We start from the raw sequence: 25285 nt of genomic DNA on the forward strand, positions 1-25285 counted from the left end.
GTGCACTTACCTGTTCGGACGAAAAAGTTACTTTGCTCATGTTATCCCCTAATCCCATATTCTTAATTTCAAGTATATAAAAAGCACCTGCAGGTTGAACACTCTTTTTTTCGAGTGTCCTACCTACAGGTACCACTTTACCGCTGCCCTCCTTCCTTTTCATTTATTCGTCCTCTGATAACTCCGCCCATTCATCCATTAAAACACTGATCTTCTCCTGAAGGGCGTCAATCGTCTGCTGCAGCTCTATTACTTTCTCATGGTCTTCAAAAATGTCCGGCTCGCAGAGTGTCTGTTCATGTTCCGCGACCTGGCCCTCCAGCTCTTCCAGCAGTCCTTCGATCTCTTCGATTCTTCGTTTCCTCTGGCGTTCGAGTTTCTTCTGCTCTTTATCCAACTGGTAGGACTGTTTGTTCGCTGCCGGGACGTTTTCTGTTGCCGCCCCTTTTTTCGCTTCAGCGGCAAGCCTTGCCAGCTCTAATGTTTCTTCCTTCTTTTCCACATAGTAGTCATAGTCCCCAAGATATTCGGTTGTGCTGTCAGGGGAGAGCTCGAGCACTTTCGTGGCAATCCTGTTGATAAAGTAACGGTCATGGGAGACGAACAAGATTGTGCCCGGGTAATCGACAAGCGCATTTTCCAACACTTCTTTACTATCAAGGTCCAAATGGTTTGTCGGCTCATCAAGAATAAGGACATTGGCCTGCTCAAGCATCAAAATCGAGAGGGCGAGCCGTGCTTTTTCCCCGCCGCTCAACGTTGAGACGGTTTTAAGCACGTCATCTCCGCTGAAAAGGAAGTTGCCGAGAACGGTCCGGATCACTTTCTCTTCCTTCAACGGATAGCGGTCCCATAATTCCTGAAGTACCGATTTATTCGATGAGAGGTTGGCCTGCTCCTGATCATAATAACCGATTGACACGTTCGTTCCTTTGCGGATGTGACCGGAAAGCAGCGGCAGTTTGCCGAGAATCGTCTTGAGAAGTGTTGATTTTCCGACACCGTTCGGCCCGACAAGCGCGATACTGTCGCCGCGGGTGATGGAAAAATTAACTCCCTTCGCCAACAATTCCTCCCCGTATCCGATCGCTGCATCCTCCACCCTCATGACATCGTTCCCGCTCTGCCGTTCGATTCCAAAAGAGAAAGTGGCCGACTTTTCCCCGCCGGCCGGCCTGTCCATCAGTTCCATCTTCTCCAGCCGTTTCCGCCGGCTTTGTGCCCGTTTTGTCGTTGACGCACGAACGAGATTCCGTTGAATGAATTCCTGCATTTTCGCAACTTCATCCTGCTGCTTTTCATACAGCTTCATTTCCCGCTCAAAATTTTCCGCTTTCTGTTCCAGGTATTTGCTGTAGTTGCCATGGAACTTTTTGACGTGGTGGCGGGACAATTCATAAACCTGTGTCACCACTTTGTCGAGAAAATAGCGGTCGTGGGAAACAATTAGGATTGCGCCTGCGTAGCTTTGCAAATACTGCTCAAGCCAGGAGAGCGTTTCGATGTCGAGATGGTTCGTCGGCTCGTCCAAAATCAGTACATCGGGTTTCGTCAGCAACAGCTTGGCAAGGGCAAGGCGTGTTTTCTGCCCGCCGCTCAAGGACGAGATCTGCATCCCGTAATCTTCCTGATAGAAGCGGAGGCCGTGGAGGACCGAGCGGATATCCGATTCGTATTGGTAGCCGCCCGCATCCTTGAAGGTCACTTGCAATTTATCATATTCTGCGAGCAGCTTCTCATATTGCCCGGCATCTTCATAGATCGACGGGTTGGACAGGTCAAGCTCGATCCTGCGAATGTTCTTTTCCATGCTGCGAAGATTCTCAAAGACCGTCAGCATCTCATCCCAGATCGATAGGGAAGATTCCAGGCCGTTGTCCTGTGCCAGATAGCCGATGGTCACCTCGTTCGGCTTAATGATGTTCCCGCCGTCATAGGAGAGCTGCCCGGCAATCATTTTCAGCAAGGTCGACTTGCCCGCCCCGTTGCGACCCACAAGGGCAATCCGGTCGCGGAGCTGAATTTCCATTTTTATATTTGATAAAATCAGTTCAGCACCAAAGTATTTTGTTAATTGCTGCACCTGAAGAAGCATCATAATTTTCACCTCTAGTTTCATAGCAAGTGTACCGTATTTCCACCATTCTCGGCAATCATCGCCTTTTTCGGTCAGGAAAAGACAGGTCGGGGGAAATAGTGTATGATAGAAAGGAGGTGTTGGCTGTGGACAAATTGACGCATTTCAACGAAGAAGGCCGGGCGAAAATGGTCGACGTCAGTTCGAAACCGGATACAGTCCGGACGGCAATCGCCCAGTCAAGCATAGAAGTGAATGAACAAATATATAGACATATACAGGCAGGGGAAATCAAGAAGGGCGATGTACTGGCTGTCGCTCAAGTGGCGGGCATTATGGCCGCCAAGAAGACATGGGACATCATCCCAATGTGCCATCCCATTCCGCTCAAAGGGATCGACATCTCTTTTGAATGGGTGAAGGGTGACATGTCTTGGCGTCTTCTCATCCGCGGAGCCGTCAAGACGTTCGGCAAAACGGGCGTGGAGATGGAAGCCCTGACCGCTGTATCGGCAGCAGCCCTGACAGTGTACGACATGTGCAAGGCGATCGACAAAGGAATGGTCATTGGTCCAACATTTTTGATTGAAAAAACGGGCGGCTCGACCGGAAAAGATTATCAGCGCCAAATCTGACAGTCGGTTCTTTGCAGCAGGCAAGGAATCCTTTGGCTTTTTGGAGGAAAAATAAATGAATGACGAACAGACGAAAATCCCGCAGGCAACGGCGAAGCGGCTGCCGCTCTATTACCGGTTCTTGAAAAATCTGCATGCTTCTGGAAAGCAGCGTGTTTCGTCGGCAGAGCTGAGCGAAGCTGTTAAGGTCGACTCTGCAACGATCCGCCGGGATTTTTCCTATTTCGGAGCGCTTGGAAAAAAGGGCTATGGGTATAATGTAAACTATCTGCTCTCCTTTTTCCGGAAGACCCTCGATCAGGATGAAATCGCCAAAGTGGCATTGATCGGAGTCGGAAACCTGGGGACGGCATTTCTGAACTACAATTTCCAAAAGAACAACAGCACGAAGATTTCGATGGCTTTTGATGTCGATAAGGATAAGGTCGGAAAGAAGATCAGCGGGGTGCCGATTTTTGACCTGGACGATCTTGAGAAGGAACTGGTCCGGGAGGATGTCTCTGCTGTCATCCTGACCGTGCCGGCGAGTTCAGCGCAGCCGATTACCGACAGGCTGAGGAACACGAATGTAAAAGGAATTCTTAATTTCACGCCAGCGAGGCTGTCGGTGCCGCCATCGATTCGGGTGCACCACATTGATTTGGCAGTCGAACTGCAGTCGCTCATCTACTTCTTGAAAAACTATACGAATGAAGAGAGCGGCGACACGGAAAATTCACAGGATATATAAAAACTGCAGATAGCCAAAAGGCTTGTTTTCCGTTACACTATATCTATTAGAAGGAGGTGGGCGCAATGGGAGCAGGTGCAGGAAGCTTGATGATCATTGCATTTGTCGCAATATTGATTTTTGGCCCGAAAAAATTACCTGAGCTTGGCAAGGCTGCCGGCAATACGCTGCGTGAGTTTAAGAACGCAACAAAGGGCCTGGGTGAAGATGATGAGAAGGACAAAAAAGACGCCGGCCAATGATAGGATGAAACAACTATGAGTCAGAATGAAATGACGATTTTTGAACATATAGGCGAACTGCGAAAACGGCTGATCATCATAGTCGTTTTCTTCGTATTGGCAGTAATCGCCAGTTTCTTTTTTGCACAGCCGCTGATCCGCATCGTCCAGAATGCGGACATAGCAAGTGAGCTGACGATGAACGCATTTCGGGTAACCGATCCGTTCAAAGTTTATATGAAAATGGTATTTGTCATGGGAATCATTTTGACATCACCGGTTATTTTGTACCAGCTATGGTCATTCATTTCTCCCGGTCTGCTGGAAAAGGAGCGGAGGGCAACATTAGCCTATATCCCGTTTGCATTTCTCCTTTTTATCGCAGGGGTTGCCTTTTCATATTTTGTCCTGTTTCCGTTCGTCATCAAGTTTATGCTCGGTTTGTCCGGCAACATGGACATCCAAACGACGATTGGCATCAATGAATACTTCCAATTTTTGTTTCAAATTACACTTCCGTTCGGACTATTGTTCCAATTGCCTGTCGTCATGCTCTTCTTGACGAGGCTCGGAATCATCACACCGGACTTTTTGATCCGGACGCGCAAATACGCGTATTTCATTCTGCTGGTGATTGCAGCTTTCATTACGCCGCCTGATGTGGTCTCCCACATGATGGTGACGGTGCCGCTGCTCATCCTTTATGAAATCAGCATTGGTGTGGCGAAAGTCGGCTACCGGAAAGTGCTGGCTGCAGAAGAACAACGGAAACGTGAATCCAATCTAGAATAGAAACCGGCGTCCTGAAGAGGGGACGCTGTTTTTTTTGCGATAAATACAAGTAAACCAATCGGATTTTAAAAAACTTATTGTTTTTCCTATTGACGGAAGATTCTGCTTGGGGTAAGATGAGGTCACTCCCACACGGAGAGCATCAGCCAACTGAATACGAGTTTTCTTATCCAGAGAGGTGGAGGGACTGGCCCTTTGAAGCCTCGGCAGCAGACCTATTAGGTACTGTGCCAATTCCAGCAGGTATGAGCAATGCCTGAAAGATAAGAAGAGACCATTTTTTTATGGACCCAAACCTCTTCTTATTTTCAGAAGAGGTTTTTTTACACTTGGAGGGATGCGAATGGCAACTGAAAAGGCAAGTGTGCTGAAGGACATTATGGCCGCCTTGCAAAAGCTCGAATATGGATCACTTGTCATCACTGTGCACGAAGGGCAGATCACTCAGATTGAGACAACGGAGAAAAAGCGGTACCCGCTCAAGGCAAAGGAACGAAAATCATTGTAAATCACAAAAAATAAAGAGAGCCGATTAGACAACTAAAGGCATCTTCCCATCCTTATTAAAGGTGGTGAGATGTCTTTTTTTCATTCAAAGGAGGGAGAAGCCATGACCTACAAAGTAGGAATTCTGGATCAAAGCCCGGTATTCCCCGGAGATACAGGGGCGGACGCATTGCAGAAGACGACGAGGCTTGCGAGGAAGGCAGAGGAATGGGGGTACGACCGATTCTGGGTGGCAGAGCATCATCAGATGAAGGGGATTGCCGGCTCATCCCCCGAGGTGCTGATCGCCCATCTGCTCGCCCGCACGAGCACGATCAAAATCGGAGCAGGGGGAATCATGCTGCAGCACTACAGCCCTTATAAAGTAGCCGAGAATTTTCACGTCTTGGCGTCACTTGCCCCTGGCAGAGTGGATCTCGGAGTTGGGAAATCGCCAGGGGGATTCCCGCTATCCACCGAAGCACTGCGCGATGGCCAAGTCGGTGCAAGCTTTGAAGAGAAACTATCATTCTTAAAACAGCTTGTTGACCAAAATGTCGCAGAAGACCATCGGCTTGCGGGAATCCAGGCTTATCCACAGCCGACCGTTAAACCGGAAATCTTCCTGCTCGGAGGCAGTGCGTCCAGCGCCGAATTGGCGGCAAAGGAAAAGGTCAATCTCGTTTTTGCGAAGTTCCTTGCTGGCGGTGAGGATGTGCTGAAGGAAGCAGTCTCCGCGTATACCGCAGGCTACCCGGAAGGGAAAATCGTCGCTGCCGTTTCTGTGCTGGCAGCCTCGGACGGCAAGGAAGCGAAAAAAATTGCCGAGGAAAACAGGCTGTTCGCCATCAAACCCCGAAACAGTGCAAGATTGACCGTCCAATCTTATGAACAAGTGCTTGCCTATGGAGAACAGGCGAAGGAGCCGTTTGAGACGGAAAGCTTGGAAGCGGGAATGATTGCCGGATCGCCAGAGGAGGTGAAGGCAGAGCTGGACCGGCTGCACCACGCTTACGGTATCCATGAATTCATTCTTCACACACCGATTCGCAGAGAGGCGGAACGATACCGATCGTTTGAACTGTTACGGCCAGAACCGATAAGCAAGGAATCATTCTTAGAGGAAGAGGTGTTCATATGAAAAGCACAGTGGAGCATACCGTTTTGATCCGGGAAATGGCGATCGGTGAAAGGCAAGAGGTTCAGCGGATGCTTTTGGAGAGCTACTGGCAGTTCAAACGGATATTCGGCCCGGAGAAGTGGCCGGCGTATGCAAAAGAGCTCGTCCTGTCTGTCGGCCGCTCCGATGAGGGCCGCGTGTTTATCGCTGAGCAGGAGGGTCGGATTGTTGGAAGCATCCAGGTGTTCCCTTCGTCTGACATCGCCTATAGAGACTGGCCGCTCACAATCGACTCCCCGATCATCCGCTTCCTCGGCGTGCATCCGGATGCGCGGGGCGGGGGAGCCGCAAGAAAGCTCCTCACTGCAGCGGTACAACATGCAAAAGAGTGCGGTAAAAAGAGTATTTTTCTGCATACGACCGACACGATGGAAAAGGCTGTAAAACTATACGAAGCTTTCGGTTACCGGCGTGAGCCGTGCTATGACCTTGCCGGCGGTGACTATCCGATCAAATGTTATCGATACGACATTCAAAATAAGGGGGAAGAAAGATGAAATTGAAAAACCGTGTTGTTGGACTGTTGCTAGTTGCCGTATTAAGCGTGACGGGGGGCTGTGCCGCTGCCAAGAAGGAGACGTCGGCGGAAGGCAAAGAGACCGTTCTGAAAATCGCCGCTTCCTCCACGCCGCATGCGGAAATTCTGGAATTCATCGAGCTGGAGCTGGAAAAGGAAGGGATCAAGCTGGATGTGTCGATTGTGAGCGACGGCATTCAGATCAATCAGCAGACAGCAGATGGCCAACTGGATGTCAACTTCTTTCAGCATACGCCGTACTTGAACCAGGTGAATAAGGACAGCGGCCTGGATTTGGTTGAAGTAAAAGGCATTCATATTGAGCCGTTCGGCGTCTATTCAAAAGAAATCGACTCGATAGAAGACCTGTCCGAAGGAGCGAAAGTCTCATTGCCAAAGGATCCGGTGAACTTTTCCCGGGCTCTGGAACTGCTGGCTGCCCATAAAGTGATTGAACTAAAGGAAAAATCCGGGGATTATCTGCTCGGGGACATTGTAAAAAACGAGAAAAACATTGAATTTGTTCCCGTCGATTCAGCTGTACTCGTCCATTCCCTTGATGATGTGGAAGCGGCGGCGATCAATACGAATTATGCGTTAGAAGGCGGATTCAAACCGATGGAGGATGCATTGATCATCGAGGGGAATGAATCGCCATACGTTAATATTCTTGTCTCTCGGCCGGATAACAAGGACGACGAAGCGATCCAGAAGCTTGCTGCCGCACTGACGACTGAGAAGGTAAGGGAATTTATCCTGGAAAAATATGAGGGAGCCGTCGTTCCTGCTTTTTAAAACAGCAAGGAAAGAGAGAGGAGCAAGACCATTGAAAAAGTGGATGTTATCAATTTTGATATTAACATTGCTGGCACTGGGCGGCTGCTCGGATCGCGAAACGAAGGCAGATGACGAACCAATCAAGGTAGGGATCAGGAGCAACCAGCTGAGAATATGGAATTATTTGAAGGAGGAAGCTGCAAAAGAGGGGATTGACATTGAGGTCGTCAACTTTTCCTCGGCGGTTGATCCAAATCAGGTTCTGGCGGATGGGGATATTGATTTGAACGCCTTCCAGCATGTCGCCTATTTGGATACATTCAATGAAAGCACCGGATCTGAACTCGTTCCGATCGGCACGACCGTCATCGCCCCGCTCGGTCTGTATTCTTTTAAATACAAATCACTGGACGGTATCCCGGAAGGTGCGCAGATTGCCGTCCCGAATGACATGTCCAACTGGGGAAGGGCACTCCTTCTGTTGCAGGACGCAGGTTTTATCAAGGTTGTCGACGATTTTGACGGGTTTGGCGGAGAAGATAAAATTAAAGAAAACTTGAAGAACATCAAAATTGTACCTGTAGAGGGAGCGAGCGCCCCTCGAGTCATGGAAGATACGGCAGCGGCTGTCATCAATAATGGCACGGCGATGGAAGCAGACTTGCTGCTGAAGGATGCACTCATCCATGAAAACGAGACAGCCAAACCTTATATCAATATTATCGCTGCAAGAAAGGAAGACAAAGATAAGAAAAGACTGAAACAGGTCGTTGAGATTTATCAAATGGAAAAGACGGCGAAATTCATTGAGAAGGAATACAAGGGCAATTACTTGCCTACCTTCATCACCCTTGTGGAATTGAGCACATACAAGGACACGTATACGAAAAAGTAGGAGGAGAAGGACATGGCAAATGGAAAAAGGCAGATCAAGCTCGCTCTGTACTTGATCGGCTCAGGGATGCACGTCAGCTCTTGGTGCCATCCCGAGGCAAACCCGGCAGCGAGCATTGATATCAAAGAGCTGCAAACTTTAGCGCAAACCGCAGAAAAAGGCAAATTCGACCTGGCCTTTGTCGCCGACAGTCTCGCGATCAATCAGGAATCCCACCCGCAGATCCTGAACCGTTTCGATCCCGTCGTGCTCATTACGGCCCTGTCGGCCGCAACGGAAAAAATCGGACTGGGAGCCACGGCATCGACGACCTATAGCGAACCGTATGTGCTGGCCCGCCAATTTGCCTCGGCTGACCATATAAGCGGCGGCCGGATCGGCTGGAACGTCGTCACGACAGCGGATGCCACTGGGGAAACAGCGCAAAACTTCAGCAGGGAACAGCATTGGGAGCATGACCGCCGCTATGAGCGGGCAGAGGAATTCGTCGATGTCGTCAAAGGGCTTTGGGATTCGTGGGAGGACGACGCCTTCCCATATGACAAGGAAAGCGGCCGGTTTTTCGACCGAAAAAAGCTGCATGAACTGCATTTCCGAGGCGAGCATTTTCAAGTGAAGGGCCCGCTCAACATTGCCCGGTCGAAGCAAGGCCAGCCCGTCATTATCCAGGCAGGGGCTTCGGTTCCCGGCCAAAGACTTGCCGCACGCACGGCGGAGGTCGTCTTTACCCATTGGGACAACATCAACGAGGCAAAAGCCTTTTACCGCAAGCTCAAGTCACAACTCGGCGAAATCGGGAGAAAAGAGGAGGCGCTTCATATTCTCCATGGAATTTCCCCGATCATCGGCGAGACGGAGGAAGAAGCTTGCGCTAAATACGAAGAGCTGCAGAGGCTGATCGATCCCTATGAAAGCTTGAAGTTCGTCTCGGGCTATATGGGCAATGTGGACTTTTCCGGCTACTCCCTCGACACACCGGCCAAAGAGGTCGTATTTCCGGAAGTGAACAGCATCCAGAGCCAGTTCCTTGAAATGAAAGAAATCATCGATAAGGAAGAGCTGAAAGTCGGCGACCTGTACACCCGTTTCTTCGGCGCTGCAAGACGCGATGCCTTCGTCGGAACGGCAGAACAGGTCGCGGACGAAATGGAAAGATGGTTTGTCCAAAGGGCGGCAGACGGTTTCATGCTCCAGTTCCCGTTACTGCCGAGGGATCTGGACGACTTTGTCGACAAGGTCGTACCGATCTTGCAAAGCAGGGGCGTTTTCCGCACAGAGTATGAGGGGAGCACGCTCCGGGAGCATCTCGGTTTGCCATATCCGGCCAACCGGCATGAGAAAACCGCCGTTCGCAGTTGAACGGCGGTTTATTTTCTTCTTTTAAGGCGAAAATGGAGTCCGACCAGCTTCAGGCCGACACCAAAATCAATCGTGGCAAAGAAAGCGAGTGTATAGGTGATAAACGTCCAGCCGTTTGCCTGTACCTGAATGATGCCGAACACAGTGAAAATGGCACCAAGCAGCAGGTAAAAGAATCCAGTGAACAGCGGGGATACTCTCATTGGATGAGACCTCCCAGCCAAACGAACGCTTTCTCCGTTTTCTCGAGATATTCCTGAATCTTATCTGCCAGTAAAAGCTGTGATACAACAACGAGCGTATTCATCATCACATGGGCGATAATCGGTACGATGATCCGTTTCGTATGCACATAGAGAAAGGCAAACACGAAGCCCATGGCGGCATATAATAAGAAATTCTTGAACTCTTGATGGGCAGCGGAGAAAAGAGCGGCACTGATCAAAGCGGAAACCCAGAACGGGAATCGATTGTATAGCATGCCGAATATCGCTTTGCGGAAGACGATTTCCTCCAAAATTGGCCCGATGATTGATATGACAAGAATCAATAATGGAAAGCCTTTGGCTGCTTCAAGCAAATCCTGAGTATTTTCCGAGCCAGGCTCGATACCGATCTGCTGCTCAATCGAAATGGCAATCGCCTGAGCAATGAATGCAAGGAAAATACCTGCGATTCCCCAAAAGATGGACAGGCCAAGCGATTTTGGCTCAGAATGATCCAACTTTGTTACAGGCCCGCTTTTTTTCAGCATCAACAAAATGATGACAAGCCCGACGAGGAAGCTGAACACGGTCCAAATTCCGGGGGCGTAAAGTCTCATCGCATCCTCGCCAACTCCGAGCGGCCCCACCCCAATAGCAAATAGTATCGGCATGCCGATAAAAGCGGAAAGCTGCATCGCAATATACACGAGGACAACATAGATGTATTTTTTATTCATATATTAAAAAATCCCCTTTATGATCAGACATCAGACATTCTATATTTTACTAGCAAACGTAAGAGGAAACAAACAGGAAGGCTTTCACCCGGGATTTTGACGAAAGAGGGCGAAAAGATTTTTGGGCAAAAATGAGGCATGGCACTTGCAAATGGGAATGGAATTATTTAATATAATAATTGTGTTAGCACTCAACTGCAAAGAGTGCTAATAAGCCAACTACATAATCTATTCAAGGAGGTTGTTTCACTTGTTAAAACCATTAGGTGATCGCGTCATTATCGAGCTAGTCGAATCAGAAGAGAAAACAGCAAGCGGTATCGTGCTGCCGGATACAGCGAAGGAAAAGCCGCAGGAAGGCAAGATTGTTGCTGTCGGTACAGGCCGTGTTCTGGACAGCGGTGAACGTGTAGCACTAGAGGTGGCAGTGGGAGACAGCATCATTTTTTCTAAATATGCCGGCACAGAAGTGAAATACCAAGGAACTGAATATTTGATTCTGCGTGAATCTGATATACTTGCTGTTATCGGCAAATAATTATCATTTTTAAATTCTGAAGGAGGTTTTTTCCATGGCTAAAGACATTAAATTCGCTGAAGATGCACGCCGTGCTCTCTTGCGCGGGGTTGACCAATTGGCTGATGCCGTAAAAGTAACATTGGGACCAAAAGGACGCAATGTCGTTCTTGAAAAGAAATTCGGTTCACCGCTTATCACAAATGATGGCGTAACCATTGCAAAAGAAATCGAATTCGAAGATGCATTCGAAAACATGGGTGCAAAGCTTGTATCTGAAGTAGCGAGCAAAACAAATGACGTAGCAGGTGACGGTACAACAACTGCAACGGTCCTCGCTCAAGCGATGATCCGCGAAGGATTGAAAAACGTAACTGCAGGCGCAAACCCTGTCGGCATCCGCAAAGGTATCGAAAAAGCGGTAGCTGCAGCTGTTGAAGAATTGCATGCAATCTCCAAGCAAATCGAAGACAAAGAATCGATCGCTCAAGTTGCATCCATCTCTTCCGGTGACGAAGAAGTCGGCCAGCTGATTGCAGAAGCAATGGAGCGCGTAGGCAACGACGGCGTCATCACAATCGAAGAATCCAAAGGCTTCACAACTGAGCTTGACGTAGTAGAAGGTATGCAATTCGACCGTGGATATGCATCCCCTTATATGGTGACAGACTCTGACAAGATGGAAGCGGTACTGGACAACCCGTACATCTTGATCACAGACAAAAAAATCACCAACATCCAGGAAATCCTTCCTGTGCTTGAGCAAGTCGTTCAACAAGGCAAACCGCTATTGATGATCGCTGAAGACGTTGAAGGCGAAGCATTGGCGACATTGGTTGTGAACAAACTCCGCGGCACATTCAATGCAGTAGCTGTTAAAGCTCCTGGCTTTGGCGACCGCAGAAAAGCAATGCTTGAAGACATCGCGATCCTGACTGGCGGCGAAGTCATCACAGAAGAAATCGGCCTTGATCTGAAATCAGCAACAATCGATTCACTCGGCCGCGCAGCGAAAGTTGTTGTAACGAAAGAAAACACAACAATCGTTGAAGGAAACGGCGACTCTGCCAGCATTTCCGCACGCGTGAACCAAATCCGCGTTCAACTGGAAGAAACAACTTCCGAATTCGACAAAGAGAAGCTGCAGGAACGCCTTGCGAAATTGGCTGGCGGCGTAGCAGTCATCAAAGTCGGCGCAGCAACTGAAACAGAACTGAAAGAGCGCAAACTTCGCATCGAAGACGCTTTGAACGCAACTCGCGCAGCAGTTGAAGAAGGAATCGTATCCGGCGGCGGTACTGCCCTCGTGAACGTATTCAACCGCGTAACAGCAGTTGAAGCAGAAGGCGATGTAGCCACAGGCATCAAAATCGTCCTTCGTGCACTCGAAGAGCCAGTTCGCCAAATCGCACACAACGCCGGCCTTGAAGGTTCCGTTGTAGTTGAGCGCCTGAAAAAAGAAGAGCTCGGCATCGGCTTCAACGCCGCTACGAACGAATGGGTCAACATGATCGACGCTGGTATCGTCGACCCAACAAAAGTAACACGCTCCGCCCTTCAAAACGCAGCATCCGTCGCTTCCATGCTTCTTACAACTGAAGCAGTCGTCGCTGACAAACCAGAACCAGCTGGTGCAGGCATGGGTATGCCTGACATGGGCGGTATGGGTGGAATGGGCGGCATGATGTAATTAACCTCCCGAAAAGGTTGATACATCAAGGCTTTCCCCGGTATTAAGTTAGTTATTTGACCAAAACATAACGGAAAAATAACATTTTTACTGCGAAAGTTTTAAATTGATGTTTTCAAGGATGTTTCCGTACAAGTTTGCAATCTTGTCGGAAGCATCTTTTTTCATTTTATTTGTAACGTGTGTATAAATCTTCATGGTTGTCTCCATGTCCTCGTGTCCGACTTTTTGCATGATCGTCGGTAAATCCACCTTCGCTTCCGTCAGCATGCTGATAAACGTATGCCGCAGCATGTGGGGAGTGGCATTTTTCTTAATGGACGTTTTCTCAACCAAACGGGCCATTCTGTCTGTTACATTCTTAGGCACAAATGGATAACCGTTGTCTCGGCAAAATACAAAGTTCTCATCGTGATAATCATCATACATATGGCGATACTGCAATTTGTATTTGTCGTTTCTTCTTACAAGCCTTTGCAGCATATCCATGATCGGTTTTTCCATATCAATATCCCTTACCGATCCATCTGTTTTTGGCGGGGTCAATTCATATAGTTTCATATTGTTCGTTTCGCTATATAAGGTTTTGTTAATCCGAATAATCCCTTCATCAAAAAGCAAATCATCTTTCTGCAAAGCGCACAGTTCTCCTGATCGCATTCCACTAAAAACCAAGGTATAGAATCTTTCATAATCCAAATACAGCCCATGTTTTTGAACAGCAAGAAGAAACTCTTCCAGTTCCTCATGTTCTAAATAAGATTCGTCAATTGGATTCTCTTTGATTTCTTCAACCGTCTTTCTTTTTTTAGGGACAATCGCCCCGACAGTTGGGTCATCCTTTATTTTTTTGTCTCGAACGGCATATCTAAAGATCATTCCAGCTGTAATATTAACTCCCTGGATAGTCGTCCGAGCGTAATCCGGCGCCAAATCATTTAATATCTTTTGGTATACCGAGTGGGTGATGTTAACAATGGGAACCTTTGCAATATAACGATTCAATATTTTTATTTCCTTTTCCCTAACTCTTATCGTGTTGCGCTTTACGCCAGTCAGCGCATACGTAGCGAGCCACTCTTCTGCAAGAGCATCAAACCTCATGTTTTTGCCCACTCTATGATCGATGCCATCATATTTTAGCGAATCAAGTGCTTCCTTAACACGGTCCATTGCCTCTCTTTTGGTTTTCCCTCGCCTTGGTATTTGCTTCCGTTTCCCAGTGACAGGATCAGGCGGGCCATCAGCTACACACATCCAACTAATTTTCCCTGACTTTAATGTTATTTTTTCGCAATACATGTCTACTTTCTCCTTCCATATAATACTGCTGATTCAGATGCTCTCCGAAAATACTGGTTAACCTGTCTCTTGATCAGCCTCATATCAAGCCTCCTTTCAGTTGCTGTTAATGAAACTTGTTTTTCTCTTTCGCTTTGTCCTCCAGCCATTCGGCCGGGGTATCAATATAGTCCTCAATCACATAAACCAACTCGCCGTCCACGATCTTAATTTCCGAGATCAGTGGCACCTTCACCATCTTTCCAACCTTCTGCAAATTCATGATCTTCTTCATGCCGTCGCTCATTTTATCTCCTCCCCATATATACCGTTTCCTTCTCAGCGATTCGCTGAAAATAAAACTCCGCCTGGCGTTTTCTCAACCATTGATCCAGACGCTTGGCTGCAAAGCTTGCTTCGACGTTAAAAGTGTCACTGATTACCTTGACTGCCTCCACCTTGCTGTCTGGCAACTGAACTTGCTGCAGCATAAACGTCGGAATACAAAAATGCATTGCAAAATTATCAGCCTGCCACTCCTGCAGCTCTACAAAGAGGGGGTGCAATTTCTTTTGGTTGCCTGTATGGCGTAAAATATGGCCCAACTCATGTCCGAACTCTTGCCATTTCTGTTCAGGTGTCAGATAACGGTTAAGATAGATGTATTGCCGGCCGTTTGCATATACAGCTTCGCTTGGCCAACCGAAAGTGTAAACAATGATATTCATTCGTCTTGCGACATCGTCCAACTTCAATTGCTCAGGACGACTTATCCCGATTTTTTTGTATTGGTCGCGGATGAAATCTTCTAAATAACTGTATGGATACATGATGTTCACCTACTTGTTCATGTTAATAAAACATACGTTCTGGGTTGGGGTTAAAAGAAAAGCCTTTTACAAGGCGGATTAGGTGTATTCGACACCTGATTGCATGTGATCTATACAATTACTTCGAACTCCTGATTTTTTATAGACGAAGATCTACTCTAAGGGCTGCTGTTTGAGTGGCAAGAAAGTACATAAGATCACTTACTTTATTTAACTTTGTAGACAGACTGATCTAATACCCCCGATTCAGCCATAGTGGATCCGTCTTCATAAGAGAACGTGATAAACGGTTCGAAATCAGGGTCGCCATCTCCGATGTACCCATTTATCCGATTTTTTACCTCTGGCCCTATACTATCAGCGAGAGCTTGCTTCTCGGGTTTCGTGTCCTGCTTCATTCCGTTGTTTACCGTCACTCTAACGTGGTTCCAATCATCATCATATGGTTTGATTGAAATTATACTTCCTTCAGAGTTGGCGATCAGTTCATTAAATGACTCTTTCAAATCCGAAAGAGAACCTTGGTCAATATCACTCTCTTTTAGGCTGTCATCATTAGAAACTGCTGGTTTTTCCTCTTTTTTAGTTTCTCGCTGCTTTGTGTTACCTTCTTTTTCAGCCTTTTTCGCGTCCTGCGGGGCTTTATTAGAACTAGCAGGGGAAACGTTTGAGCCTTTTTCAGTTTCTGCAGGCGGATCAATCGCAAAGCCAACCATCAATAACGCGAATCCTCCAACTAATAAAACTAAAGGTATTTTTTTTGGTTTTTTTGTAATCCAGAAAACTATAAGTGCTACAACCCCAACAATAAATGATAAGATTCCGATAACTCCTAACAATGCACCCATGTTTCTCCTCCTGTATTGATATATTCTCAACAACTTAACACGGCAAATGTACCTACATACTGGGGAAAAATCACTCGAACTCATACTCCACTTGCTGTTCGGTGATAAATTGCATGACTATTGGTCTTGCAAGTTTTCTCTGCCTTTTCGAACCATGCGTTTTTCACTTTTCTTTTCCATCTCTCTTCATAATCTCCCACACATCACGCAGTCTGCGAATATCCTCTTCATCACTCTGAGGCAACTCCTTGTACCAGCGTTGCAGCTCAGGGTCATTTGCGAAAACTATAAATTCTTGATCAGCAGTCATGTGAGGAGTGTCCGAACGACCGAGTAGATAGTCTACTGTGACCCCATAAAAGTCTGCAATGAGGGCAAGCATCTCCGGATCCGGTTTCCTATCACCGGATTCATATCTCGATAATTGAACATTAGAAATCCCCAGAGCATCTGCTACTCTTTTTTGGGAGTAATCATTCTTCTCTCTGAGCAATTTAATTCGTTTTCCCAATACACTCATACGATTATCGCCCTTCAGTGTTTATTTACCATTATCTTACCACTTACCATATTGGTAATAAAATATTTTTGCCAAAAAGGTAATTTTGTTGTTGACATTGCCAAAATGGTAATGTAATATGAATATAAAGTTACCGATATGGCAAATTGGAGGTGTAGAAAATTGACTGCTACTGTTAAAAAGGTTGATCTGGAAAAAATCAAGTTTTTACGCAAGCAGAAGAAATTGTCTTTAGATGAAATGGCAAGACTCTTAGGCTACGAAAGTGCAAACGGCTACTATTACTTGGAGATTGGCAGAGGCAAGTTTCCGGCTGAGACTCTAGCACAAGTAGCGAATATCCTTGAGATTGAAATAAGCGATCTTTTTTTTGAAGAAAAAGTTGCCAAAATGGCAAACGAAAAGGAAGTGAGCTAATGAGCAAGGCTGCCAAGAAAACAAAATCCAGAAAGAAAGTGCAACCCTCAAGCAGTGAATTCCGCAACGTCAAAAGCGTAAAACGCGAACGGTTGATCTTGGAAAGGAAAAATAAAGGTCTCACGCAAGGTCAACTAGCAGAGCTGTTGGGGATCTCGACATCAATGGTATCTCATATCGAAAATGGAAGATTCCTTCCAAGCGCTGATGTTTGTCTGATGCTCCAACACACTTTTGATGTACCGTATGAAATTTTGATTCCGGATTTCTAAAAAAAGACTTGACACGCATATCGTAACTAATTTCCAGTACACCAAATAATACGGATTCCAGTGAAGCTAAGTGAAACAGAAAAGCCATTTGTTGGTAATGAAACCTATTTATCAAGACTAATTGAAGCTGTGCGAAACCCAAATTGGAAATTACTCAATTTCTATAATGATGAATAGGAGGCGATAAACAATGAATCAATTAATCGCAACAACCCACGATCCATCAGGTGACATTATTGTAAGTGGACGAGAATTGCATGATTTCTTAGCAGTTTCTACACCATACACAATGTGGTTTGAAAGGATGACCGAATACGGATTTACAGAGGGTCAGGACTTTATAACAAAAATGTTAGAAAGCACTGGTGGACGCCCGAAACAAGACCATCACATCAAACTCGATATGGCAAAGGAAATATCAATGATTCAGCGTAACGAAAAAGGTAGAAAAGCCAGACAGTATTTTATCCAAGTAGAAAAACTTTGGAATAGTCCGGAAGCGATCATGAAACGTGCTCTAGAATATGCAGATAAAAAAATGCTTGAGCTGCAGTCGCAGATTGACCAGCAGCAACCGTTAGTCGCGTTCGCCGAAACTTGTATGACGTCCAATAAGAGTTTGCTAGTTCGAGAGGTTGCAAAACTCTGTTCCAAAAACGGAACCATTATCGGCGAACGTAGACTTTGGCAAAAGCTTAGAGATTGGAAGTTAGTTTTCGCCAATAAAAATGAACCTTATCAAGAATACGTAGATCGCGGTTACTTCGAGATAACACAGGGTGTTAAAGAAAATTCCAAAGGTGCATTTACATGGCTGACAACCAGAGTGACGCCGAAAGGACAAGTTTACATTATTAACCGTTTGAACAAAGAGCAACAGATAAAGGAGGTTATCTGAATGACTTCTAACCTAGTAGTTATCGAACAGGACAGGCTATTGGAAATGATAAACCAAACGGTCCAGCAAGCTACAGCCCACCTGCAACAGCAAAATGAACTGCCACCATTGCTTACCAGGAAGCAGTTTATGGAACTTACAGGGATCGGCGAATCTAAGTGTGCAGAACTATTCAACAGGGCAGACTTCCCCGTTAACCGAGAGTTCGGACATCCGAGAGTACCGACAAAGTTGTTGTTTGACTGGATATACTCACACACCGACTGGATGGAAAAAAATGCACCGAAGATGAAATATCCGTACAGGGTGATGTGATTACTAATCTCTTAACCCTAGTTTACTTGTTTCCTATATATATGAGTATTCAAAAATTGAATAAAAGGGGGGTGAGCATTATGGAGTTTGGGGGAGTATTCAGAGCGCTGAGACAGAGAAGAGGGTGGAGCCAGGAGGACATGGCCGCAAAGTTGTTCGTGAGCCAGTCCGATATCAGCAAATTTGAGAATGACCGGATGCTGCCGGACATACCGACATTTCTGCGGATAGCGCAAGTCACACAAGCACCGGAAGTGATCGTGGCTTTCCTTTACGGCATGGACGGCATCAGCATAATACAGAATTTAACTCAGTTGATCGGAGGATTTATCATATGGAGTTTATGAACACGGAAAACCAATTCTTACAACAAGACCTCCATAAAGCAGTAAAAGAGATCGTGTGCATCATGGATTGCTCAGTCAGCTTGGTAGTTGCAAACAAAATGGAAGACTACCGGGGAGCAGCAGTCGCCGCAGAAGACATGGCAAAGTCGTACCGGGAGCTTGAGCGTTTGCATAACAACAAAGTCGAGCAGGAAAACGTACTGGAACTGGTCAGACGGATGAAAGCCGCAGGGATTAACATTTCATTGGTACCTGGATGGGAGGGACGAAAATAATGGATTTGTTCGGAGCATTCCTGTTATCGACCGGCTCTTTAGCCGTTGGAATCATGATCGGAGCTTTTTCGAAAGAAGACAAGAAAAAAGCAACAAAATGAGTGGCTGCTCAAATTGTTGCTTGGTAATTGGTGATTTAAGTATAGCACATCCCCCTGCTGCTATACAAGACAGGCTTGGGCCTGTCGCACCGGTCGAGAGTGGGCGACGCCATTCACCCACCCTCCCTTTGATCTCGGCCGGTGCGATGGTCCTAATCCATCAAACCACAAGTGAGCGGCAATGGGCTTTGCATGGCTGTTCGGCGCTCACTCGTTGGCAAATACATACGGAAGGAAGGTGAGAGACATGCCATACGACATCGAGCATCCAAGCATCACACAGATCGAGCGCAACGGATATCCGGATATGTACCAGGAACATCACTGGGGCGTTGATGCGACAGGCGAAGAGATCATGGAAGGTGATGCGATCGTCGAGATCGGGAGCGAGACGGTGCTAGCGCATAATTTCGAAAAGTTCATGGAAGAGCACTACGATGCAAAGTTTACGATTGCAAAATAAAATGACCCCCGATTGGCAGTCGGGAGTCAAGTGACCTAGAAAAATAAGTTACCTATATCTTATCCCATAGGAGGATGTTCATGCAAGCAGAGGTTTTGTATACGACCGTTGACATGTCCCGGGAAGAGTGGCTGAAAGCACGGAAGAATGGCATTGGCGGCAGTGACGCAGCTGCCATTGCCGGATTGAACAAATGGAAATCTCCAATCGGAGTGTATCTCGATAAAGTCGGACAAGCACCGGATGAAGATATGGCTGGAGAGGCCGCATACTGGGGAAACGTCATGGAGGACATTGTCGCCCAGGAGTTTAGTAGACGGACAGGGTTGAGGGTAAGACGCCGGAATGCAATTTTGCATCATCCAGAACACGAGTGGATGCTGGCGAACGTGGACCGGCTGATCATCGGCCGTAAGGAAGGCTTAGAGTGCAAAACAGCTTCCGCATATCTGAAAGACCTTTGGGAAGGCGAAGAGATCCCGGCAGCTTATCTGCTCCAATGCCAGCACTACATGGCAGTTACCGGCTATAAGGCGTGGCACATCGCCGTACTGATCGGCGGCAACACGTTCATCTACAAAAAGGTGGAACGTGATGAGGAGCTGATCCAGTACCTTATCGATATCGAAAAGAATTTCTGGGAAGAGCATGTGCTGAAAGAGATTCCACCGGCGTTTGACGGATCAGATGCATCGGTGGACCTGCTCAAAGCGATGTACCCGGAAGCAGAACCAAATACAGAGATTCGGTTGCCCAATGATGCCGAGACTTATCTGGATGCATTGGAGCAAGTGAGTGAGGACTTGAAACAGCTGGAGTCTCAGAAAAAGGAGTATGAGAACAAAATCAAGGCTCTGATGGGTGAAAACGAGAAGGGGATAGCCGGAGAGCGCCTTGTTACATGGAAAACCGTCAAGTCGAATCGATTTGATAGCAAGCGTTTTGCCGCGGAATACCCGGACCTTCACCGCAAGTTTACCAAGCAATCAACTTCCCGCAGGTTTGCGGTTAAATAGGAGGAAATCGAATGGCGACTAATGTTGATGTGAAAAAACAGTTGGCAAACAGAGCGAACAGTGGAGTTCAAAAACAAGTTGCACCTGAACAGACGCTGAACGCACTTCTTAAGCGAATGGGGCCGGAGATTCAGCGGGCCCTCCCGAAGCACATGGACGCAGACCGGATTGCTCGAATTGCTTTGACGGCAGTACGTACTACACCGAAGCTGCTTGAATGTGACCAGACGTCTTTCCTAGCGGCCATCATGCAATCCGCACAGTTAGGAGTGGAGCCGAACACTGGGCTGGGGCAGGCGTACTTGATTCCTTACGGCAAGCAAGTTCAGTTCCAGCTGGGGTATAAGGGTCTGATTGATCTGGCTGTCCGTAGTGGACAATACAAAGCAATTTACGCACATGAAGTTTATGAGAATGACGAGTTCGAATTTCATTACGGGCTGAAGAAAGACCTGATCCATAAGCCAGCCTCAGTCCCGACAGGTGAGCCAGTTGGTTACTATGCGGTCTATCACCTGCAGAACGGCGGTTATGATTTTGTCTACTGGACGCGGGAACGAATTGATCAGCATGCCCAGGAATTCTCCCAGGCCGTGCAAAAGGGCTGGACGAGTCCTTGGAAAACGAACTATGACGCTATGGCGAAAAAAACGGTCCTCAAAGAGGTTCTGAAATACGCGCCGAAATCCATTGAGCTGCAGAAATCGGTTGAGGCTGATTCCACTGTGAAAAATGAACTTGCCCAAGATATGAGCGATGTCATCGATGTGACAGACTACTCCGTTTATGACGACGATCAAGCATTGATTGAACAGCCCGGGGAGAAGCCGCAGAAGAAATCCGTGGAAGAGATAGCTGAAACAATATGACGTGAGAGGCAGTAAGACCTCTTTGTTACCAAAGTTTTTGAATGAGGAGCGATCGGGGACATGGAAAATGTGATACAGGCATCGGGGTTCGTCGTCCAGCCCCGATTGCAGTTTAATTGCTTGCGAGATCAGATGATTTATCAATATCTCCTGAGCAGAGCGAACTACCAGGAGAATCATAAGAGCCTGGCGGTTGGTCAGACAGTCATCATCCTATCGGATTTAGAACGAGACGTCGGATGGACACGGAGGATGCTCAAGTCTTCCCTGGAGCGCTTGGAAGAGGCTGATTATATTTCCTTCGCTACATTGCCGCAGAAGAGAGGGATTCTGGTAACTGTTTCTCATTATGGAGACTATCAGAAGCTCGAAAATTACCGGAAAAGCAGCCTGAAAAATGTACAAGAGAATGAACATCAGAATGTACATGAGGATGAACAAGAGAATGTACAAGAGAATGAAAGCGAAAAGCCTTGTGGCTCTAGGGGTGAAGACATGCCGAAAAAAGAAAATGTACAAGAGAATGTACAACAGGATGCACAAGAGGATGTACATGAGAATGAACAACTTATTAGTATAACAGCATTTATAAACAGCATTAGTAACATCAATAAAACATTAAAAGAGTACGTGGCCTCGGCTCCTGTGAAAAACAAAAACTTGACCACAACCGAGGAGATCGAAACCTTTGTTGATTTCGCTCTGCGAACCAACGCTCTCCCGGATGGCTGCTCTAGGAAAATCTTTATTGCTTACTTTGACTGCATCCGACTGACGAGAAGGACATGCACCATATCGGCAAATATCCTTGTGAACTTTATCGACAAGCTGCAAAAGTATTCATCCGATCAAATCAATTACTCTCTCTGGAAGCATATTGAGGACTATGACGACCGGAAAGAGACCTATACCCTAGGCATCCTCCGCAATGTTAAGGAGCCGGAAGCCAGACGAGGACTAATCAAACTGAAAAACCGGAAAGGCGGGGATCGAGTTGTTGCATCTGTCGAATCTAAGCCCAATGAAGAAATCCAGAAATACGATTTCGGTTTCTAAGAATCGTTGCGAAAACATTGATGTTGTCACAAAGCAGACCTGCAACCGCCAGCTGATGGTTGAGAACGGCCGTGAGTTTTGCTTTCGATGTGAAGAAATCGCTCAAGAAGACCTGATTGTTAAAACTCAGACAGAAGCACTCATTGAGAATCGGGAAGTCAACGAGATCATGCGCTTTTTCAGCAATGAGAGTTTGATCAACGAGGATTTAAAGGATGCAACGTTCGAGAATTACATACCGGATACTGCATCCCAAAAGGTTGCTCTTCAAGAAGCTCGGGGTTACGTTGGCAGCTTCAACAAAAAGACCGGTCTTGTCTTTGCAGGCAGAACAGGAGTCGGCAAGAGCCATCTGGCGGTCTCAATCTCAAAGGAGATTATCAGGAAGAAACATACCTGCCTGTTCGTTTCTATCCCAAGACTGATGACTATGATCAAAAGCACTTACAACAAAAACAGCGAAAAAACTGAACTTGATATATTACGCGCGATTCAAAAAGTAGACTTGCTAATCTTCGATGACTTGGGTGCGGAACGGGAAGATGCTGATGATCAAGGGACGGCTTGGTCAAAGCAGAAGATTTTTGAAATCACCGACGGCCGGGCCGGAAAGTCCACCATCTTCACCTCGAACTACAGTGGATCCGAACTTATGCAAATGTACGGTGAACGAGATTTCGGACGCATGGTGAAAGATTGCAAGGCAGTTACGGTAACTGGTGAAAATTATCGACTGAAAAACTTTAGAAAAGGAGCGATGTGATTATGCGCAAATACCTGCTGAATCAACTCATTATCACGGTAGTTCATTGGGAAATGTTCGGCGGCGAAAAACTGGAGCGTCAGTTTGCGGATCTGATTGGTCAAGTCATGGAGGAAGAGGGTTTGACGTTTGATGAAGCCGTCGCCCTTCTGGAAAGAGAAGTCAAAATCGATAAGGAGGTAGCGGCATGATCGGAGCAAAGGTGAATCTATCGCGTGAATCGGAAAGGCAGGCCATCATTCAGGACCTGCAGCTGCTTGGAAAAGATACGGGCCAGTTGGACGGACTGGATTATCACACGCTACGGAGCATGCTGGCAGTGGCAAGGGCGGTGGCGAATTGAGCAGGGAGATTAAGTTTCGGGCTTGGTTTGAATTAGAAAATAAAATGGTGCTCCCGGAGAATCTGGCACTTAGTTACGAAGGAGAGGATTTATTCGACTTCGCTTTCGATAAGGAGTTTCCGGATCCGGAAGGAAATGTACCTGGCACGTTATGTTTCAAGCTGATGCAATACACAGGCTTAAAAGACAAGAACGGCAAGGAGATTTATGAGGGAGATTTTGTAGCCGGTATTAGTTATTCCGACTATAAAACAGAAAACCAAGTCATTTTCTTAAATGGATGTTGGATGTTTGGTACTTGGAACGCGCATGAGTTCTTCAATAGGCATCAATACATTGAAGTCGTCGGCAACATCTATGAGAATCCGGAATTGTTGGAGGTGGCGGAATGACTCTCCAAGAAATCAAAGCACGGCAGAGGGCTATCCTGGACGAAATACGAGTGTTGGAGAAGAAGCATGGCACAAGCGTGCATGACACAAAACAATGCTCCGCCTGCAACCAGATCCGTCTGCTCGGAATGGAATACGAGGACCTGACGGTAAAGCGCCGGCGAGTAAAGTTGCGTCGGAATCCGCGTGAAAGTATGTATGTCAGGACGATCTTTGCTAAAGGTGAATACGCAACAAGAAATGAAGTGGCGTACCTGCTGGAGCAGGGATGGGCAATCAATCATGTGGCTGTCCGGTTGGGGATGAGTCCAACGAGGCTCCATAACCAGTGCAGAGCATGGGGTCTCAAGAGTCGATGGAAACAAGGATGCCTTGAAATGAACAGGCATGGATTGGGGTGAAGGTGATGAACTTAGCGAAGATGTTTGAAGCACAGGCGGCGTTTGATAGTGCAGTTGTCGAGGCGAAGGGGCTGCAAGGGGTGGACCTGCTGCCTAGGAAAATCCTTTCTCTGCAAGTTGAACTTGGAGAATTGGCGAATGAAGAACGGTCATGGAAGTTTTGGAGTGAGGACCGGAAGCCTAGAATCGAAGTGCCTTGCAAGAACTGTAATGGATCGGCGGTATGTTATCCATTCATCGGAACTGAAAATAGTGAAGTTGAAGAAGTTTGCGAGAATTGTCAGGGGACGGGGACAGAAAACCTACTACTCGAAGAGTATGTAGACTGTTTGAAATTTATATTGTCGATCGGATTAGAGAAGAGCTTCGATAAAGTGGAATTTGAGTATTTGCATGAATCGAATTTCGCTGTCTACACAGAGGCCAACATCGTGAAGCAGTTCAATAACACATTCAGCGCAATTTCTGAATTCGCAATAAATGACGAAGTAGAAAGTTACGAGGATATATTTCTTTACTTCATTGGTTTGGGAAAACACATGGGCTTCACTTGGAATCAAATTTGGCAAGCCTACTTTGAGAAAGAAAAAGTGAATTATGAGAGATTGGCCAGTGGCTATTGAGCAGAGTTTAAGCCCGACCTACATTGCACTGGAAGAACTCAATTTCCTTTGGGACGAGGAGCAGATCTTCGACTTCCGTTGCATGTGGGCACAGGGTGCTAGTTTGGTAGACATGGAGGAGCAATTCGGCAGGCCACAGGAGGAGATTCTTCTGCTGGCCCTAGACTTGGGTATGCGAGGCAAAATAAAGCCAAGGCAGGGCGGTCTGCTCGGTCTGGCGTGAGGAGTGAATGGGATGGAGTGCGGAAGATGTGGACGACCATTGAAGGACAGTAAAAGCAGGGACCGGGGATACGGCCCGGTCTGTTATAAAAAGGTTCTGGCGGAAAGGAATGAACAGCATGGGGCAACGGATGAGTGTGGAGGAGTACCGGAAGGCCAGGAAGCCGCGGAATAAATATCGGAACCGCAAGATTGAAGTGGATGGCATTGTCTT

The 25285-nt window shown here is 46.9% G+C and carries 38 protein-coding genes and 1 riboswitch; of the genes, 30 read left to right on the forward strand and 8 right to left on the reverse strand.

Features of this window, described 5'->3' with window-relative positions; genetic code table 11:
- Positions 1-163: 163 nt before the first annotated feature.
- Positions 164-2098: an ABC-F family ATP-binding cassette domain-containing protein gene (locus AC0TWI_RS13185; RefSeq protein WP_488126803.1), complete on the reverse strand. Its 1935-nt coding sequence runs from the start codon at positions 2096-2098 to the stop codon at positions 164-166.
- 125 nt (positions 2099-2223) lie between these two features.
- Here AC0TWI_RS13185 and moaC point away from each other — a divergent pair, with 125 nt between their 5' ends.
- The 10 genes from moaC to AC0TWI_RS13235 all read left to right on the forward strand — a co-directional run bounded on the left by moaC (position 2224) and on the right by AC0TWI_RS13235 (position 9669).
- A complete protein-coding gene (gene moaC / locus AC0TWI_RS13190) occupies positions 2224-2712 on the forward strand; it encodes a cyclic pyranopterin monophosphate synthase MoaC (RefSeq protein WP_488126804.1) in 489 nt (162 codons plus the stop codon).
- Positions 2713-2767: 55 nt separating this feature from the next.
- The gene (locus AC0TWI_RS13195) at positions 2768-3442 is read left to right on the forward strand and encodes a redox-sensing transcriptional repressor Rex (RefSeq protein WP_488126805.1); all 675 of its coding nucleotides are present in this window, start codon (positions 2768-2770) and stop codon (positions 3440-3442) included.
- Between the two features lie 65 nt (positions 3443-3507).
- A complete protein-coding gene (locus AC0TWI_RS13200; protein ID WP_488126806.1) occupies positions 3508-3684 on the forward strand; it encodes a twin-arginine translocase TatA/TatE family subunit in 177 nt (58 codons plus the stop codon).
- Positions 3685-3699: 15 nt separating this feature from the next.
- The gene (tatC, locus tag AC0TWI_RS13205; RefSeq protein ID WP_488126807.1) at positions 3700-4455 is read left to right on the forward strand and encodes a twin-arginine translocase subunit TatC; all 756 of its coding nucleotides are present in this window, start codon (positions 3700-3702) and stop codon (positions 4453-4455) included.
- 163 nt (positions 4456-4618) lie between these two features.
- A riboswitch (SAM riboswitch) is annotated at positions 4619-4725 on the forward strand.
- 73 nt (positions 4726-4798) lie between these two features.
- A complete protein-coding gene (locus AC0TWI_RS13210) occupies positions 4799-4963 on the forward strand; it encodes a YezD family protein (RefSeq protein WP_488126808.1) in 165 nt (54 codons plus the stop codon).
- 102 nt (positions 4964-5065) lie between these two features.
- The gene (locus AC0TWI_RS13215; protein ID WP_488126809.1) at positions 5066-6082 is read left to right on the forward strand and encodes an LLM class flavin-dependent oxidoreductase; all 1017 of its coding nucleotides are present in this window, start codon (positions 5066-5068) and stop codon (positions 6080-6082) included.
- On the forward strand, positions 6079-6618 hold the full coding sequence (locus AC0TWI_RS13220; RefSeq protein WP_488126810.1) for a GNAT family N-acetyltransferase: 540 nt from the start codon (positions 6079-6081) through the stop codon (positions 6616-6618). Before AC0TWI_RS13215 ends, AC0TWI_RS13220 begins: the two co-directional genes overlap by 4 nt.
- A 2-nt stretch (positions 6619-6620) precedes the next feature.
- A complete protein-coding gene (locus AC0TWI_RS13225; protein WP_488126840.1) occupies positions 6621-7433 on the forward strand; it encodes a MetQ/NlpA family ABC transporter substrate-binding protein in 813 nt (270 codons plus the stop codon).
- Between the two features lie 31 nt (positions 7434-7464).
- Positions 7465-8310 (forward strand): MetQ/NlpA family ABC transporter substrate-binding protein, encoded by an 846-nt coding sequence (locus AC0TWI_RS13230; protein ID WP_488126811.1) that lies wholly within the window; start codon positions 7465-7467, stop codon positions 8308-8310.
- Positions 8311-8322: 12 nt separating this feature from the next.
- Positions 8323-9669, forward strand: a complete 1347-nt coding sequence (locus AC0TWI_RS13235; RefSeq protein WP_488126812.1) for an LLM class flavin-dependent oxidoreductase — start codon at positions 8323-8325, stop codon at positions 9667-9669.
- Between the two features lie 8 nt (positions 9670-9677).
- Here AC0TWI_RS13235 and AC0TWI_RS13240 read toward each other — a convergent pair whose 3' ends face one another.
- Positions 9678-9872: a DUF4305 domain-containing protein gene (locus tag AC0TWI_RS13240; RefSeq protein WP_488126813.1), complete on the reverse strand. Its 195-nt coding sequence runs from the start codon at positions 9870-9872 to the stop codon at positions 9678-9680.
- Positions 9869-10612, reverse strand: coding sequence for a CPBP family intramembrane glutamic endopeptidase (locus AC0TWI_RS13245; RefSeq protein WP_488126814.1), 744 nt, complete (start codon positions 10610-10612; stop codon positions 9869-9871). The genes AC0TWI_RS13240 and AC0TWI_RS13245 overlap by 4 nt, the downstream gene beginning before the upstream one ends.
- 250 nt (positions 10613-10862) lie before the next feature.
- On the opposite strand from AC0TWI_RS13245, the gene groES reads away from it, so the two are divergent.
- Positions 10863-11150, forward strand: coding sequence for a co-chaperone GroES (groES, locus tag AC0TWI_RS13250; protein WP_488126815.1), 288 nt, complete (start codon positions 10863-10865; stop codon positions 11148-11150).
- A gap of 34 nt (positions 11151-11184) precedes the next feature.
- Positions 11185-12819 carry a chaperonin GroEL gene (groL, locus tag AC0TWI_RS13255; protein ID WP_488126816.1) on the forward strand — a complete coding sequence of 545 codons (1635 nt, stop codon included), beginning with the start codon at positions 11185-11187 and terminating at the stop codon, positions 12817-12819.
- Between the two features lie 87 nt (positions 12820-12906).
- Here the strand turns inward: groL and AC0TWI_RS13260 are convergent, their stop codons facing one another.
- The 5 genes from AC0TWI_RS13260 to AC0TWI_RS13280 form a co-directional block, all read right to left on the reverse strand.
- The gene (locus AC0TWI_RS13260; protein WP_488126817.1) at positions 12907-14121 is read right to left on the reverse strand and encodes a site-specific integrase; all 1215 of its coding nucleotides are present in this window, start codon (positions 14119-14121) and stop codon (positions 12907-12909) included.
- A gap of 106 nt (positions 14122-14227) precedes the next feature.
- Positions 14228-14407 carry a hypothetical protein gene (locus tag AC0TWI_RS13265; RefSeq protein WP_488126818.1) on the reverse strand — a complete coding sequence of 60 codons (180 nt, stop codon included), beginning with the start codon at positions 14405-14407 and terminating at the stop codon, positions 14228-14230.
- A 1-nt stretch (position 14408) separates the two neighbouring features.
- Entirely contained in the window at positions 14409-14930 is a 522-nt protein-coding gene (locus AC0TWI_RS13270; protein WP_488126819.1) for an ImmA/IrrE family metallo-endopeptidase, read from the reverse strand.
- Positions 14931-15136: 206 nt separating this feature from the next.
- Entirely contained in the window at positions 15137-15778 is a 642-nt protein-coding gene (locus AC0TWI_RS13275; RefSeq protein WP_488126820.1) for a hypothetical protein, read from the reverse strand.
- Positions 15779-15941: 163 nt separating this feature from the next.
- Positions 15942-16298 (reverse strand): helix-turn-helix domain-containing protein, encoded by a 357-nt coding sequence (locus AC0TWI_RS13280; protein ID WP_488126821.1) that lies wholly within the window; start codon positions 16296-16298, stop codon positions 15942-15944.
- Between the two features lie 162 nt (positions 16299-16460).
- Here AC0TWI_RS13280 and AC0TWI_RS13285 point away from each other — a divergent pair, with 162 nt between their 5' ends.
- From AC0TWI_RS13285 to AC0TWI_RS13370, 18 genes are all read left to right on the forward strand, one after another.
- Positions 16461-16715, forward strand: coding sequence for a helix-turn-helix domain-containing protein (locus AC0TWI_RS13285; protein WP_488126822.1), 255 nt, complete (start codon positions 16461-16463; stop codon positions 16713-16715).
- Complete coding sequence (locus AC0TWI_RS13290) at positions 16715-16987, forward strand: helix-turn-helix transcriptional regulator (RefSeq protein ID WP_488126823.1); 273 nt, start codon at positions 16715-16717, stop codon at positions 16985-16987. The genes AC0TWI_RS13285 and AC0TWI_RS13290 overlap by 1 nt, the downstream gene beginning before the upstream one ends.
- 190 nt (positions 16988-17177) lie before the next feature.
- Entirely contained in the window at positions 17178-17885 is a 708-nt protein-coding gene (locus tag AC0TWI_RS13295; protein WP_488126824.1) for an antA/AntB antirepressor family protein, read from the forward strand.
- Positions 17886-18200 carry a DNA-binding protein gene (locus tag AC0TWI_RS13300; RefSeq protein ID WP_488126825.1) on the forward strand — a complete coding sequence of 105 codons (315 nt, stop codon included), beginning with the start codon at positions 17886-17888 and terminating at the stop codon, positions 18198-18200.
- Between the two features lie 80 nt (positions 18201-18280).
- Complete coding sequence (locus AC0TWI_RS13305) at positions 18281-18547, forward strand: helix-turn-helix domain-containing protein (RefSeq protein ID WP_488126826.1); 267 nt, start codon at positions 18281-18283, stop codon at positions 18545-18547.
- Entirely contained in the window at positions 18535-18822 is a 288-nt protein-coding gene (locus tag AC0TWI_RS13310) for a hypothetical protein (RefSeq protein WP_488126827.1), read from the forward strand. The genes AC0TWI_RS13305 and AC0TWI_RS13310 overlap by 13 nt, the downstream gene beginning before the upstream one ends.
- A 282-nt stretch (positions 18823-19104) precedes the next feature.
- Positions 19105-19386 (forward strand): YqaI family protein, encoded by a 282-nt coding sequence (locus AC0TWI_RS13315; RefSeq protein WP_488126828.1) that lies wholly within the window; start codon positions 19105-19107, stop codon positions 19384-19386.
- An 80-nt stretch (positions 19387-19466) separates the two neighbouring features.
- Complete coding sequence (locus tag AC0TWI_RS13320; protein ID WP_488126829.1) at positions 19467-20402, forward strand: YqaJ viral recombinase family nuclease; 936 nt, start codon at positions 19467-19469, stop codon at positions 20400-20402.
- Positions 20403-20413: 11 nt separating this feature from the next.
- Positions 20414-21271, forward strand: coding sequence for a recombinase RecT (locus tag AC0TWI_RS13325; RefSeq protein ID WP_488126830.1), 858 nt, complete (start codon positions 20414-20416; stop codon positions 21269-21271).
- Between the two features lie 60 nt (positions 21272-21331).
- Positions 21332-22327 carry a hypothetical protein gene (locus AC0TWI_RS13330; RefSeq protein ID WP_488126831.1) on the forward strand — a complete coding sequence of 332 codons (996 nt, stop codon included), beginning with the start codon at positions 21332-21334 and terminating at the stop codon, positions 22325-22327.
- Positions 22293-23090, forward strand: coding sequence for an ATP-binding protein (locus AC0TWI_RS13335; RefSeq protein ID WP_488126832.1), 798 nt, complete (start codon positions 22293-22295; stop codon positions 23088-23090). The genes AC0TWI_RS13330 and AC0TWI_RS13335 overlap by 35 nt, the downstream gene beginning before the upstream one ends.
- A gap of 2 nt (positions 23091-23092) precedes the next feature.
- A complete protein-coding gene (locus AC0TWI_RS13340) occupies positions 23093-23281 on the forward strand; it encodes a hypothetical protein (protein ID WP_488126833.1) in 189 nt (62 codons plus the stop codon).
- Positions 23278-23433: a hypothetical protein gene (locus AC0TWI_RS13345; protein WP_488126834.1), complete on the forward strand. Its 156-nt coding sequence runs from the start codon at positions 23278-23280 to the stop codon at positions 23431-23433. Before AC0TWI_RS13340 ends, AC0TWI_RS13345 begins: the two co-directional genes overlap by 4 nt.
- A complete protein-coding gene (locus AC0TWI_RS13350) occupies positions 23430-23825 on the forward strand; it encodes a YopX family protein (RefSeq protein ID WP_488126835.1) in 396 nt (131 codons plus the stop codon). The genes AC0TWI_RS13345 and AC0TWI_RS13350 overlap by 4 nt, the downstream gene beginning before the upstream one ends.
- A complete protein-coding gene (locus tag AC0TWI_RS13355) occupies positions 23822-24226 on the forward strand; it encodes a hypothetical protein (protein WP_488126836.1) in 405 nt (134 codons plus the stop codon). The genes AC0TWI_RS13350 and AC0TWI_RS13355 overlap by 4 nt, the downstream gene beginning before the upstream one ends.
- Positions 24227-24231: 5 nt before the next feature.
- The gene (locus AC0TWI_RS13360) at positions 24232-24849 is read left to right on the forward strand and encodes a dUTP diphosphatase (RefSeq protein ID WP_488126837.1); all 618 of its coding nucleotides are present in this window, start codon (positions 24232-24234) and stop codon (positions 24847-24849) included.
- On the forward strand, positions 24839-25072 hold the full coding sequence (locus AC0TWI_RS13365) for a helix-turn-helix domain containing protein (protein ID WP_488126838.1): 234 nt from the start codon (positions 24839-24841) through the stop codon (positions 25070-25072). The genes AC0TWI_RS13360 and AC0TWI_RS13365 overlap by 11 nt, the downstream gene beginning before the upstream one ends.
- A gap of 12 nt (positions 25073-25084) precedes the next feature.
- On the forward strand, positions 25085-25246 hold the full coding sequence (locus AC0TWI_RS13370) for a DUF6011 domain-containing protein (protein WP_488126839.1): 162 nt from the start codon (positions 25085-25087) through the stop codon (positions 25244-25246).
- Positions 25247-25285 lie beyond the last annotated feature (39 nt).

Source organism: Lederbergia sp. B243.17, from assembly GCF_057657925.1.